Consider the following 12,115-nt stretch of genomic DNA (forward strand, 5'->3'; position numbering starts at 1 on the left):
TAGGGCTGCGACAAGAAACTAGCAGTGCTAATTTATAACTGTGGACCTGTGAGGTGGCGCGGCATGAACCTGGAGCTCGGCGAGGAACAGACCGCCGTCCGGCAGCTGGCCCGGGACTTCGTCGACCGCGAGATCGCTCCGCACGTGGTGGCCTGGGACCGCGCCGAGGAGGTCGACCGGGGCATCGTCAAGAAGCTCGGCGAGGTCGGCTTCCTCGGCCTGACGATCGACGAGGAGTACGGCGGCTCCGGCGGCGACCACCTCGCGTACTGCCTGGTCACCGAGGAGCTGGGGCGCGGTGACTCCTCCGTGCGCGGCATCGTCTCCGTCTCCCTCGGCCTGGTCGCCAAGACCATCGCCGCCTGGGGCGACGAGGAGCAGAAGCGCCGCTGGCTGCCCGGTCTGACCTCCGGCGCGTACGTCGGCTGCTTCGGCCTCACCGAGCCCGGCACGGGCTCGGACGCCGGGAACCTCTCCACCCGCGCGGTCCGCGACGGCGACGACTACGTGATCAACGGCACCAAGATGTTCATCACCAACGGAACCTGGGCCGACGTCGTCCTGCTCTTCGCCCGCTCCACCGACGCCCCCGGTCACAAGGGCGTCTCCGCCTTCCTGGTCCCCGCCGACACGCCGGGCCTGTCCCGCCGTACGGTCCACGGCAAGCTCGGGCTGCGCGGCCAGGCCACCGCCGAACTGGTCCTGGAGGACGTCCGCGTCCCCGCCTCCGCGATGCTCGCCCCCGAGGGCAAGGGCTTCTCGGTCGCCATGTCGGCCCTCGCCAAGGGCCGGATGTCGGTCGCGGCCGGCTGTGTCGGCATAGCCCAGGCCGCGCTGGACGCGGCCGTGAGGTACGCGGGCGAGCGGGAGCAGTTCGGCAAGTCCATCGCCCACCACCAGCTCGTCCAGGAACTGCTCAGCGACATCGCCGTCGACGTGGACGCCGCCCGGCTGCTGACCTGGCGGGTCGCCGACCTGATCGACCGCGGGCAGCCCTTCGCCACCGAGTCCTCCAAGGCCAAGCTGTTCGCCTCCGAGGCCGCCGTGCGCGCCGCCAACAACGCCCTCCAGGTCTTCGGCGGCTACGGCTACATCGACGAGTACCCGGCGGGCAAGCTGCTGCGCGACGCCCGCGTGATGACCCTCTACGAGGGCACCAGCCAGATCCAGAAGCTGGTCATCGGGCGCGCGCTGACGGGCGTATCGGCGTTCTGAGTACCCGAGCTGAGTACACCGGCGGATGTGGCCGCGGCCGCGTCCGCCGACCCTTGTCCCCATGAGTGAGACACCGGTCAAGCAGCAGAGCACCGCCGCCTTCTACGGGCAGGCCGTCGCGTCCTTCGCGGTCGCCATCGTCGCCACCGCCATCGGCATCTTCAACCTGGAGGCCGACGCCTGGGTGCGGGCCTTCCTCGGGATCGCCGTCCTGTACCTGGTCACCTCCGCCTTCACCCTCGCCAAGATCATCCGGGACCGCCAGGAGGCCGGCCAGATCGTCAGCCGCGTCGACCAGGCCAGGGTCGAGCAGCTCCTCGCCGCGCACGACCCCTTCCAGAAGCTCTGAGCCCACGGGGCACTCTAAGCGCCCGCTCAGCTTCGGCGGTATGGTGGAGCTCCTGTCACCGAGAGGGGCGTGTACGGCGATGAGTACGGCGGAGGAGACCAGGGGCGGCGACACCGAGCCCTGGAGCGAGGTCACCCCTGACGCGGCCCGGCGGCTGCTGATCGCCGCCGTGGAGGCCTTCGCCGAGCGCGGCTACCACGCCACCACCACCCGGGACATCGCCGGCCGGGCCGGGATGAGCCCGGCCGCGCTCTACATCCACTACAAGACCAAGGAAGAGCTGCTCCACCGCATCAGCCGGATCGGTCACGACCGGGCGCTGGACATCCTGCGCACGGCGGCCCGCGGCGAGGGCGGCCCCGCCGAGCGCCTCGCCGACGCCGTCAGCTCCTTCGTCCGCTGGCACGCCGGCCGGCGCACCACCGCGCTGGTGGTGCAGTACGAGCTGGACGCGCTGGGCCCCGAGGCCCGCGCGGAGATCGTCGCGCTGCGCCGGCAGTGCGACGCCGAGGTGCGCGGCATCATCGAGGACGGCGTCGCCACGGGCGAGTTCGAGGTGCTCGACCTCAAGGGCACCACACTGGCGGTGCTCTCGCTCTGCATCGACGTGGCCCGCTGGTTCAACGTCGACGGGCCCCGCACCCCCGACGAGGTCGGCGCGCTCTACGCCGACCTCGTGCTGCGCATGGTGGGCGCGAAGGCCCCGGCCGCGGCTCAGAAGTAGTAGCGGGAGACCGACTCCGCGACGCACACCGGCTTCTCGCCGCCCTCGCGCTCCACCGTGAAGGCGACCGTGACCTGGACGCCGCCCTCCACGTCCTGGGCGCCGCTGAGGGTGGCCGTGGCGCGCAGCCGCGAGCCGACCGGCACGGGGGCGGGGAAGCGGACCTTGTTCGTCCCGTAGTTGACGCCCATCGTCACGCCTTCGACGGCGAGCAGCTGAGGCCCGAAGAGGGGGAGCAGGGACAGGGTCAGATAGCCGTGGGCGATCGTGGTGCCGAAGGGTCCCGCGGCGGCCTTCTCCGGGTCCACGTGGATCCACTGGTGGTCGCCGGTCGCCTCCGCGAACAGGTCGATCCGCTTCTGGTCGACCTCCAGCCAGTCGGTGTACCCCAACCGCTCGCCCACCGCCGCCTTCAGCTCGTCGGCGGAGGTGAAGATCCTCGGCTCTGCCATGTCCCGGCCTCCCGCATAGGTCATCTCTAAGCAACTGCTTAGCATGGTCGGCCGTGCGGCCCCTGTCAACGGACCCGTCCGTGGGCGGGGTGGGTAGGCTCGGGGGAGTGCCCCAGATCCCAGAGAAGGTCCACGAGCTGACGGTCGGCCAGCTCGCCGCGCGCAGCGGCGCCGCCGTCTCCGCCCTGCACTTCTACGAGTCCAAGGGCCTGATCCGCAGCCGCCGCACCTCGGGCAATCAGCGCCGGTACTGCCGTGACACCCTGCGCCGGGTCGCGTTCATCCGCGCGGCCCAGCGGGTCGGCATCCCGCTGGCGACGATCCGGGAGGCGCTCGCCGAGCTGCCCGAGGAGCGCACCCCGACGCGGGACGACTGGGCCCGCCTCTCGGAGGCGTGGCGCGCGGAGCTGGACGAGCGCATCAAGCAGCTCAACCGGCTGCGGGACCACCTCACCGACTGCATCGGCTGCGGCTGCCTCTCCCTGGACACCTGTGTGCTCTCCAACCCGGACGACGTCTTCGGCGAACGCCGGGCCGGCTCCCGGCTGATGGTGGAACGGGGGCGGAAGGGGGCGGACGGAGCCTAGAGGGCCTGTCGTTCGGATTACGCCGGTGAGCGGGGCCCGGCATGCGCACCTGCCGCGTTGTCGTCACTCGCCGACGCTCCGCGTCGACTCCCTCCTCCGCCTCGCATCCGCGCGCACCAGGCCCCGCTCACCGGCGCGAGGAAGAGGCAGCCGATTCCCCGCGACCTGATCCCAACGACAGGCCCTAAGACTGCCGCGCGCGGGCGGCGTGCCACTCGGCGAGGCCGGCGGCGACCAGCTCCGCGTTGGACGCGGCCCGCCGGCCGTCCGGCAGGACCAGGGTGTCCTCCAGGCCGATACGGGTGGCCAGGCCGAGCCGTCCGGCCAGCCGGAGCACCGGCCAGGCGCCGCCCTCCTCGCCGTGCAGCAGCACCGGGCGGCCGTGCGCGGGGCCGAGCGCGGACAGCAGCGACCGGGCGGCGCCGGGCGCGGTCGCCGGGTCGGTCTCCGTGACCTCGGCGAGCACCCGCAGCACCCTCGGGCCCAGGGGCGAGCGGGCGAACCGCTCCGCGCCGTCCGTCCCGGACCAGATGCCCGCCTCCACCCCGACGCCCCGCTCCAGCAGGGCGGCGGCGACCTGTTCGGCGCCCGGCTCGTGCCAGTTGACGGAGGCGTGGTCGGGCAGCGCGGTCCAGCTCCGTACCCGCCGCTCCCGCCCGGCCGGCTCCGGTTCCGCCCAGGCGCCGGTGGTCACCCCCACCGGCACGCCGGGCACCCGCGCCCGTACCGCCTCCAGGGTCACCGCCAGCACGCGCGCCGACAGGGTGTCCCGCCCGCAGGGCGTCTTCGGATGCAGATGCACATCGCTAGCCCCGGCCCCCACCGCCCCCTCGGCGGCATCGGCCAACGCCTCCACGGACAGAGGCACCACACCCCCGTCCCCGGCCCCCCGCCCCCCGTTCAGACAAACCTGCACCATGCCGGCCCTCTCCCGTCGGGGCTGCGGACCACAACGCACTCCCCCGCACGATGGCGGACACCCGCAACCACCATCCAGGGGCGCGGGGAACCGCGCGACCAACCACCCACCACGCACCCGCACGAGGGCAGACGACCGCAACCATCACTGGGGGACGCGGGGAACCGCGCGACCAGCCACCCCCCCGGCACCCGCCGACGATGCGGCAGCCCCCCCGCACCCGCCGACGATGCGGCAGCCCCCCGCACCCCCCCCGGCCCCATCCGCCTACGCCGAAACCAACAACCGCCCCCTCCGGATCGCCGCAAGCGCATCCCCCGTCAGCACCGGCCGCGGCACCAGAATCCCGCAATCCGCACAGACCGGTCCCGCCGACGGCTCATGATCCAGCCCGTACTTCCACACCAGCCGCTCACCCTCACACACCGGACACGCCACCCCCGGCTCCCGCTCCAGCGCGGCGATCAGCCGGCGCAGCACCTCGGCCAGCGGCTCACGCGGATGCAGCCCCGGGTCGTCGCACCACGCCACACCGAAGCCGCCCCAGGTCAGCCGATGCCAGTCGTCCACACTGCCCGGCCGGCGCAGCCCGTCGTGCTTCTCCTTCCGGCGGCGCTCGGCGAACTCCACCTCATAGGCGAGCCACACCGTCCGCGCCTGCTCCAACTCCTCCAGCGCGCCCACCAGCCGCGCCGGGTCGGGGGACCTGTCCTCCGGTCCGAACCCCCATCGGGAGCACAGATGGTCCCAGGTCGCCCTGTGTCCGTAAGGGGCGAACCGCTCAAGGCACTTACGCAGCGAGTAGCGCCGCAGCGCCAGGTCGGACCGCGGATCGCGGACCTGTCTCGCCAGACTCCGGAAACCGGCCATCGCCCTGCACCTCCGTCACACCTGCACCTGCTGTTCCGGTCACTTCGGCGTCGTCGCACGGACGTCGCCGAGTAGACGTATCGACTCGCGATCCGGCTCCATCCGATCCCTGATGGCACCCATAACCGAACCGAACCACCGGCCGAACCACCTCCCGATCCGCTTCCCGAGTCGACCCCCGCGGCCTGTGAGCCCGCTGTGCCGACGCCGAGAAGTGACGCGTGTTCATCTTCTAACCCGGGAATACCGGCGGTAACATCCGGCCCGTCCCCGTCGGGAGGAGCTGCCCCATGTCACGGCGCATCCCACGCACGGCCTTCGACGCACTGAGAACTCCCCGCGGAATCCACGGGTTCCTGAAGGGCGCATCCCTATGCGCCCTCATTGCCGGTCTTTTGTCACCGCTTTCCCCGGCCGTGGCGGCCGGCGCGGACCGGGACGGCCCCCCGGCCGTCACCGCCGCGGCCGACGACCACTGCGGCGGACAGTGTTCCGACATCCTGCCGCCCGGCCAGAACGGCAACGCCACCCTCGCCCAGATCCTGCTCAACCAGGCCTTCGGCACCCAGCCCGCGCACGCCGAGGACCAGCTCGGCCCCTACGCGAACCTCGCCACCGGCTACCCGTCGCTCACCGGCGACACGATCAACTCGTTCTTCAACGACGCCTCCTTCGGCGTCCCCGCCGACCAGGTCGCCTCCACCGTCCGCCCGGCCGGCCGCACCGACGTCACCATCGTCCGCGACAAGAAGACCGGTGTGCCGCACATCAGCGGCACCACCCGCTACGGCACCGAGTTCGGCGCCGGTTACGCCGCCGCCCAGGACCGCCTCTGGCTGATGGACCTCTTCCGGCACGTCGGCCGCGGCGAACTGACCTCCTTCGCGGGCGGCGCCCCCGCCAACCAGGGCCTGGAGCAGCAGTTCTGGCGCAGCGCCCCCTACACCGAGGCCGAACTCCAGGCCCAGATCGACAGCGCCGCCGCCAAGGCCGGCGCGCGCGGCGCCCAGGCCCTGGCCGACGTGGAGGCGTACCTCGCCGGCGTCAACGCCTACATCGACGCCTCCGACAAGGCCCGCACCTTCCCCGGCGAGTACGTCCTCACCGGCCACAAGGACGCGATCACCAACGCCGGCACCATCGAGCACTTCGAACCCGCCGACCTGGTCGCCCTCGCCTCGGTCATCGGCGCCCTGTTCGGCTCCGGCGGCGGGGGCGAGGTGAACAACGCCCTGTCCCTGCTGGCCGCCCAGCAGAAGTACGGCGTCGCCGAGGGCACCAAGGTCTGGGAGTCCTTCCGGCAGCGCAACGACCCCGAGGCCGTGCTCACCGTACGGGACGGCAGCTTCCCGTACCTCACCCCGCCCGCCGACCCGCAGGGCCGGGCCCTGCCCGACGCCGGGTCGGTGACGGCGGAACCGCTCGTGTACGACCGTACGGGCAGCGCCACCGCACAGCCCGCCGCCACCGATCTCTCCTCCGCCCGGCGCGGCATGTCCAACGCCCTCGTCGTCAGCGGCGAGCACACCGCGAGCGGCCACCCCGTCGCCGTCTTCGGGCCGCAGACCGGCTACTTCGCCCCGCAGCTGCTGATGCTCCAGGAGATCCAGGGCCCCGGCCTCAGCGCCCGCGGCGCCTCCTTCGCAGGCCTGAGCATGTACGTCGAGCTGGGCCGCGGCCAGGACTACGCGTGGAGCGCGACCACGTCCGGGCAGGACATCATCGACACCTACGCGGTCGAGCTGTGCCAGGACGACGTCCACTACCTCTACCGCGGCACCTGCGTCCCCATGGAGAAGGTCGAGCGGAAGAACGCCTGGACCCCGACCGTGGCCGACGGCACCGCCGCCGGTTCGTACACCATGCGGGTCTGGCGCACCGAGTACGGTCCCGTCGAGTACCGCGCGACCGTCGGCGGCAAGAAGGTCGCCTACACCTCGCTGCGCTCCTCCTTCCTGCACGAGGCCGACTCCATCATCGGCTTCCAGATGCTGAACGACCCCGACCACGTCAAGGGCCCGGAAGGCTTCCGCAGCGCGGTCCAGCACATCAACTACACCTTCAACTGGTTCTACGCCGACGCCGAGCGGACCGCGTACTACAACAGCGGCGACAACCCGGTCCGGGCGGACGGCGTCGACGCCGACTTCCCCGTCTGGGCACGCCCCGCGCGCGAGTGGCGGAACTGGGACCCGGCGGCCAACACCGCCGCCTACACCCCCGCGTCCGCCCATCCGCAGTCGACCGGCCAGGACTACTACGTCTCCTGGAACAACAAGGTGGCCCGGGACTACTCGACGGCCTCCTGGGGCGACGGCTCCGTGCACCGCGGGAACCTGCTCGACGACCGGGTGCGCGCACTGGTCGAACGGGGCGGGGTGACCCGCGCCGCGCTCGTCAGGGCCATGGCCGAGGCGGGGCTGACCGACCTCCGGGCCGAGGACGTCCTGCCGGACCTGCTGAAGGTGATCGACACCGCTCCGGTCGCCGACTCCGCCACCCAGGCGGCCGTCGACCGGCTCCGGGCGTGGCTGACCGCCGGCGGCAGACGCACCGTCACCTCGGCGGGTGCGAAGACGTACGCGCACGCCGACGCCGTACGGATCATGGACGCCTGGTGGCCACTGCTGGTGAAGGCGGAGTTCGCCCCGGGCCTCGGCACCGAGCTGTACACGGCCCTCACCGCCAACCTGCCCGTCGACGAGTCCCCGTCCGCCGCGCACGGCCCCACCGGCGCCCACGCCGGCAGCGCCTTCCAGTACGGCTGGTGGAGCCACGTCGACAAGGATCTGCGGGCGGTGCTGGGGGAGCCGGTCAGCGGTCCGCTCGCCCGTGCCTACTGCGGCGGCGGTGACCGGGCGGCCTGCCGGGACGTGCTGCTCACCACCCTGAAGGAGGCGGCGGCGAAGACGCCCGCACAGGTCTACCCCGGCGACGACAACTGCGCCGCGGGCGACCAGTGGTGCGCGGACGCGGTCGTCCACCGCACCCTGGGCGGCATCAAGCACGGCCCGATCGCCTGGCAGAACCGGCCGACCTACCAGCAGGTGGTGGAGTTCACCTCCCGACGCTGACGGCAGAAGGGGGGCCGTCGGTGACCCGTCGGCCCCCCACGTCAGCGGTGGACGAGGTACCGCTCCCGCACCCGCCGGAACGCCGCCAGGTCCGCCCGCCAGCCCGCCACCACCTCGTCGGTGTCCGCGCCCGCGTCGATCATCGTGCGCACCCGCGCGGAGCCGGTCAGCTTGTCGATCCACCGGTCGGACCGCCAGGCGAACCCGTCCCAGACCCGCTTCGCCGTCACCAGCAGCGCGATCCCCGTCCGCACCGGATCGAACACCTCGCGGTCGTGCACATGGAGCTGCACACCCCCGACCGTCGTCCCCTGGAACTTGGAGAAGGCGGGCGCGAAGTACGCCTCCCGGAACCGCACCCCCGGCAGCTCCAGCCCGTTCACCGCCGCCGCCCACGCCCCGTCGACGCCCTCCGCGCCCAGCAGTTCGAAGGGCCGGGTGGTGCCCCGCCCCTCGGAGAGGTTCGTGCCCTCGAACAGACAGGTCCCGGCGTACACCAGGGCCGTCCCGGGCGTCGGCATGTTGGGGCTGGGCGGCACCCACGGCAGTCCGGAGGCGTCGTAGAAGTCCGACCGCCGCCAGCCGGTCATCGGCACGGTGTCCAGGGTGACGGGGGTCGTCAGGAACTCCCCGTTGAACAGTTGCGCCAGCTCCACCACCGTCATGCCGTGCGCCTGGGCGATCGGCCTCCGCCCGACGAAGGTGGCGAACTCCTCGTGCAGCACCGGCCCCAGCGCGGCCCGCCCGGTCACCGGGTTCGGCCGGTCCAGGACCACGAACCGCTTCCCCGCCAGCGCGGCGGCCTCCATGCAGTCGTACAGCGTCCAGATGTACGTGTAGAAGCGCGCGCCCACGTCCTGGATGTCGAAGACGACGGTGTCCACGCCGGACGCGGTGAACACGTCCGCGAGCGGCTGCCCGCTCTTCAGGTAGGTGTCGTAGACCGGCAGTCCGGTCGCCGGGTCGTCGTACCGGCCCTCGGAGCCGCCGGCCTGCGCGGTGCCCCGGAAGCCGTGCTCGGGGCCGAAGACGGCGGTGAGCCGGACCCGGTCGTCGGCGTGCAGGACGTCCACGACGTGGCGGGCGTCCCGGGTGATGCCGGTCGGGTTGGTGACGACGCCGACCCGGTCGCCGTCGAGCAGCGCGTACCCGTCGGCGGCCAGCCGTTCGAAGCCGGTCCGCAGCCGTCGCCCGCCGTGCGCGGGCACCCCTTCCGCGGTCCCGGAACCGGCCGCCACCGCGGCCGCCGTCGTCGTGGCGAGCAGCGTACGTCGCGAGAGTGTCATGTACGCGCACGCTAGCGCCCGCCCGGGTCCGGCGGAACGATCCGGGCCGGACGCCGCGCGGGCGACCGCGGCGGAACCGGGACGGAACCGCGGCGGAACCGGCGGGCGGGCGCGGCATACCGCTCCGCACCCCTTTCCGCAGCACATACCGACTGGTTAGTCTGTCGTCGCCCGATAGCGTCGCGTCGAAGGAGACCGATCGTGGAAGCCGTGCAGGACGCCCGTGTCGTCGTCACCGGAGCGGGGGGCGGCATCGGAGCCGCGCTGGCCCGCCGCTTCGCCGCCGAGGGCGCCCGTGTCGTCGTCAACGACCTGGACGCCGCGAAGGCGAAGGCGGTCGCCGACGACATAGGCGGCATCGCGGTACCGGGCGACGCCTCGGCCGTCGTCGACGAGGCCCGCGAGGCGCTCGGCGGCACGGTCGACGTGTACTGTGCCAACGCGGGCGTCGGCTCCGGCGGCACCGAGGCCGCCGACGAGTCCGTCTGGGCACTGGCCTGGGACGTCAACGTCATGGCCCACGTCCGCGCCGCCCACGCCCTGCTGCCCGACTGGCTGGAGCGCGGCCGGGGCCGGTTCGTCTCGACCGTGTCGGCCGCCGGACTGCTCACCATGATCGGCGCCGCCCCCTACAGCGTCACCAAGCACGGCGCCTACGCCTTCGCCGAGTGGCTGTCGCTGACCTACCGCCACCGCGGCGTCACGGTGCACGCCATCTGCCCGCAGGGCGTGCGCACCGACATGCTCACCGCAAGCGGCAGCGCCGGCGAACTCGTCCTCACCCCGACCGCGATCGAGCCGGAGGACGTGGCCGACGCCCTGTTCAAGGGCATCGAGGAGGACCGCTTCCTGATCCTGCCGCACCCCGAGGTCGCCGCGTACTACCAGGCACGCGCCGCCGAGCCGGACCGCTGGCTGCGCGGCATGAACCGGCTCCAGCGCCAGTGGGAGGAGGGGAACGCCCGATGACCGCCGCCCGTTCCCGGTACGCCGCCAAGCCCTGGCTGGACCTCCTCACCGACGCCCAGAAGGCCCCGCTGCACCCCGGCACCTCCCTGGTGCACGCCCTGCGCCGGGCCGTCGCCGACACCCCCGACCGCACCTTCCTCGCCTACTTCGACGGCCGCCTCACCTACCGCGAGGCCGACGAGCTGAGCGACTCGGTCGCCGGTCACCTCGCCGCCCGCGGCCTGGCCCGCGGCGACCGGGTCGCCGTGATCCTCCAGAACTCCCCGCACTTCGTGCTCGCCGTCCTCGGCGCCTGGAAGGCGGGCGGCGTGGTGGTCCCGGTCAACCCCATGTACAAGGCGGGCGAGGTCGGCCACGTCCTGCGCGACGCCGAGGCCGCCGCGCTGATCTGCTCCGACCGGGCCTGGGCGGCGTATCTGCGCGAGACGGCCGCCGGCTCCCCGGTGCGGATCGCGCTCACCGCGTGCGAGCTGGACTTCCAGACCCGCGGCGACACCCGCGTCCTGGCCTTCGAGCGGCAGCCCGCCCCCGACGCCGAGGACCTCACCGCGGTGGCCCGCGCCGGACACCCGGCCCCCGCCGACCGCGACCCGGCCGCCGGCGACACCGCGCTGATCAGCTACACCTCCGGCACCAGCGGCACCCCCAAGGGCGCCACCAACACCCACCGCAACATCATGTACAACGCCGAGCGGCAGCGCACCGGCCTCGGCCTGCCCGAGGCGCCGGTCTACTTCGCGCTGGCGCCGCTGTTCCACATCACCGGCCTGGTCTGCGAGTTCGGTGCCTGCCTGAACAGCGGGGGCACGCTGGTCCTCGCCTACCGCTTCGAGGCGGGCGTCGTCCTCGACGCGTTCGCCGAGCACCGCCCGCACTACACCGTCGGCCCGTCCACCGCCTTCATGGCCCTGGCCGCCCACCCCGGCGTCACCCGCGACCACTTCGCCTCCTTCACCGTGCTCTCCTCCGGCGGCGCCCCGCTGCCGCCCGCCCTGGTGGAGAAGTTCCGCGCCGGCCTCGGCCCGTACATCCGCAACGGCTACGGCCTCACCGAGTGCACCGCCCCCTGCGCCTCCGTACCGCCCCACCTGGAGGCACCCGTCGACCCGGGCTCCGGGACCCTCGCGGTCGGCGTGCCCGGACCCGAGACGGTCGTCCGCGTCCTCGACGACCTGGGCGAGGAGGTCCCCTTCGGCGAGCAGGGCGAGATCGTGGTCAGCGGCCCCCAGGTCGTCCCCGGCTACTGGCGCCGCCCCGACGCCACCGCCGAGACCTTCCCCGGCGGCGAACTGCGCACCGGCGACATCGGCTTCATGGACGAACGGGGCTGGCTGTACGTCGTCGACCGCAAGAAGGACATGATCAACGCGTCCGGCTTCAAGGTCTGGCCGCGCGAGGTCGAGGACGTCCTCTACACCCACCCGGCGGTCCGCGAGGCCGCCGTCGTCGGCGTGCCCGACGGGTACCGCGGGGAGACGGTCAAGGCGTACATCAGCCTCCGCCCCGGCGCCGAGGCCGACCCCGAGACGCTCGCCGCGTACTGCGGGGAGAGACTGGCAGCGTACAAGTACCCGCGTCAGGTGGAGATCCTGCCCGAGCTGCCGAAGACGGCGAGTGGCAAGATCCTCCGTCGGGAACTGCGTTCCCGCAACGACTAGCACCGACGAGCA

Annotated in this window: 11 protein-coding genes; 7 read left to right on the forward strand and 4 right to left on the reverse strand. The window is 72.9% G+C overall.

What is annotated here, in order from left to right; translation table 11 throughout:
- Positions 1-63 precede the first annotated feature (63 nt).
- From Sdagh_RS01440 to Sdagh_RS01450, 3 genes are all read left to right on the forward strand, one after another.
- Complete coding sequence (locus Sdagh_RS01440; protein ID WP_189422814.1) at positions 64-1,215, forward strand: acyl-CoA dehydrogenase family protein; 1,152 nt, start codon at positions 64-66, stop codon at positions 1,213-1,215.
- 61 nt (positions 1,216-1,276) lie between these two features.
- On the forward strand, positions 1,277-1,564 hold the full coding sequence (locus tag Sdagh_RS01445) for a YiaA/YiaB family inner membrane protein (RefSeq protein WP_189422817.1): 288 nt from the start codon (positions 1,277-1,279) through the stop codon (positions 1,562-1,564).
- A 79-nt stretch (positions 1,565-1,643) separates the two neighbouring features.
- Complete coding sequence (locus Sdagh_RS01450; protein ID WP_189422819.1) at positions 1,644-2,288, forward strand: TetR/AcrR family transcriptional regulator; 645 nt, start codon at positions 1,644-1,646, stop codon at positions 2,286-2,288.
- On the opposite strand, the gene Sdagh_RS01455 is transcribed toward Sdagh_RS01450, so the two are convergent.
- Positions 2,279-2,740, reverse strand: a complete 462-nt coding sequence (locus tag Sdagh_RS01455) for a MaoC family dehydratase (protein ID WP_189422821.1) — start codon at positions 2,738-2,740, stop codon at positions 2,279-2,281. The genes Sdagh_RS01450 and Sdagh_RS01455 overlap by 10 nt on opposite strands.
- A 107-nt stretch (positions 2,741-2,847) precedes the next feature.
- Between Sdagh_RS01455 and soxR the strand changes: the two genes are divergently transcribed.
- The gene (soxR, locus tag Sdagh_RS01460) at positions 2,848-3,327 is read left to right on the forward strand and encodes a redox-sensitive transcriptional activator SoxR (RefSeq protein WP_189422823.1); all 480 of its coding nucleotides are present in this window, start codon (positions 2,848-2,850) and stop codon (positions 3,325-3,327) included.
- Positions 3,328-3,511: 184 nt separating this feature from the next.
- On the opposite strand, the gene Sdagh_RS01465 is transcribed toward soxR, so the two are convergent.
- Together Sdagh_RS01465 and Sdagh_RS01470 are read right to left on the reverse strand one after the other, a co-directional pair.
- Positions 3,512-4,246 carry a 3-keto-5-aminohexanoate cleavage protein gene (locus Sdagh_RS01465; RefSeq protein WP_189422832.1) on the reverse strand — a complete coding sequence of 245 codons (735 nt, stop codon included), beginning with the start codon at positions 4,244-4,246 and terminating at the stop codon, positions 3,512-3,514.
- Positions 4,247-4,513: 267 nt separating this feature from the next.
- A complete protein-coding gene (locus tag Sdagh_RS01470) occupies positions 4,514-5,116 on the reverse strand; it encodes a hypothetical protein (protein WP_189422834.1) in 603 nt (200 codons plus the stop codon).
- Between the two features lie 290 nt (positions 5,117-5,406).
- Between Sdagh_RS01470 and Sdagh_RS01475 the strand changes: the two genes are divergently transcribed.
- A complete protein-coding gene (locus Sdagh_RS01475) occupies positions 5,407-8,190 on the forward strand; it encodes a penicillin acylase family protein (protein ID WP_190078221.1) in 2,784 nt (927 codons plus the stop codon).
- Between the two features lie 41 nt (positions 8,191-8,231).
- Here Sdagh_RS01475 and Sdagh_RS01480 read toward each other — a convergent pair whose 3' ends face one another.
- Positions 8,232-9,476, reverse strand: a complete 1,245-nt coding sequence (locus Sdagh_RS01480; protein WP_190078222.1) for an exo-beta-N-acetylmuramidase NamZ family protein — start codon at positions 9,474-9,476, stop codon at positions 8,232-8,234.
- A gap of 198 nt (positions 9,477-9,674) precedes the next feature.
- On the opposite strand from Sdagh_RS01480, the gene Sdagh_RS01485 reads away from it, so the two are divergent.
- Positions 9,675-10,445: an SDR family oxidoreductase gene (locus Sdagh_RS01485; protein ID WP_189422872.1), complete on the forward strand. Its 771-nt coding sequence runs from the start codon at positions 9,675-9,677 to the stop codon at positions 10,443-10,445.
- Positions 10,442-12,103 carry a class I adenylate-forming enzyme family protein gene (locus Sdagh_RS01490; RefSeq protein ID WP_189422840.1) on the forward strand — a complete coding sequence of 554 codons (1,662 nt, stop codon included), beginning with the start codon at positions 10,442-10,444 and terminating at the stop codon, positions 12,101-12,103. The genes Sdagh_RS01485 and Sdagh_RS01490 overlap by 4 nt, the downstream gene beginning before the upstream one ends.
- The last annotated feature ends 12 nt before the right edge of the window (positions 12,104-12,115 follow it).

It is taken from the genome of Streptomyces daghestanicus, from assembly GCF_020521275.1.
Lineage (GTDB): Bacteria > Actinomycetota > Actinomycetes > Streptomycetales > Streptomycetaceae > Streptomyces > Streptomyces griseoviridis.

Coding starts and splice junctions, on each gene's coding strand:
- Sdagh_RS01440 (WP_189422814.1), top strand. CDS start 64: ATGAACCTGGAGCTCGGCGAGGAACAGACCGCCGTCCGGCAGCTGGCC.
- Sdagh_RS01445 (WP_189422817.1), top strand. CDS start 1,277: ATGAGTGAGACACCGGTCAAGCAGCAGAGCACCGCCGCCTTCTACGGG.
- Sdagh_RS01450 (WP_189422819.1), top strand. CDS start 1,644: ATGAGTACGGCGGAGGAGACCAGGGGCGGCGACACCGAGCCCTGGAGC.
- Sdagh_RS01455 (WP_189422821.1), bottom strand. CDS start 2,740: ATGGCAGAGCCGAGGATCTTCACCTCCGCCGACGAGCTGAAGGCGGCG.
- Sdagh_RS01465 (WP_189422832.1), bottom strand. CDS start 4,246: ATGGTGCAGGTTTGTCTGAACGGGGGGCGGGGGGCCGGGGACGGGGGT.
- Sdagh_RS01470 (WP_189422834.1), bottom strand. CDS start 5,116: ATGGCCGGTTTCCGGAGTCTGGCGAGACAGGTCCGCGATCCGCGGTCC.
- Sdagh_RS01475 (WP_190078221.1), top strand. CDS start 5,407: ATGTCACGGCGCATCCCACGCACGGCCTTCGACGCACTGAGAACTCCC.
- Sdagh_RS01480 (WP_190078222.1), bottom strand. CDS start 9,476: ATGACACTCTCGCGACGTACGCTGCTCGCCACGACGACGGCGGCCGCG.
- Sdagh_RS01490 (WP_189422840.1), top strand. CDS start 10,442: ATGACCGCCGCCCGTTCCCGGTACGCCGCCAAGCCCTGGCTGGACCTC.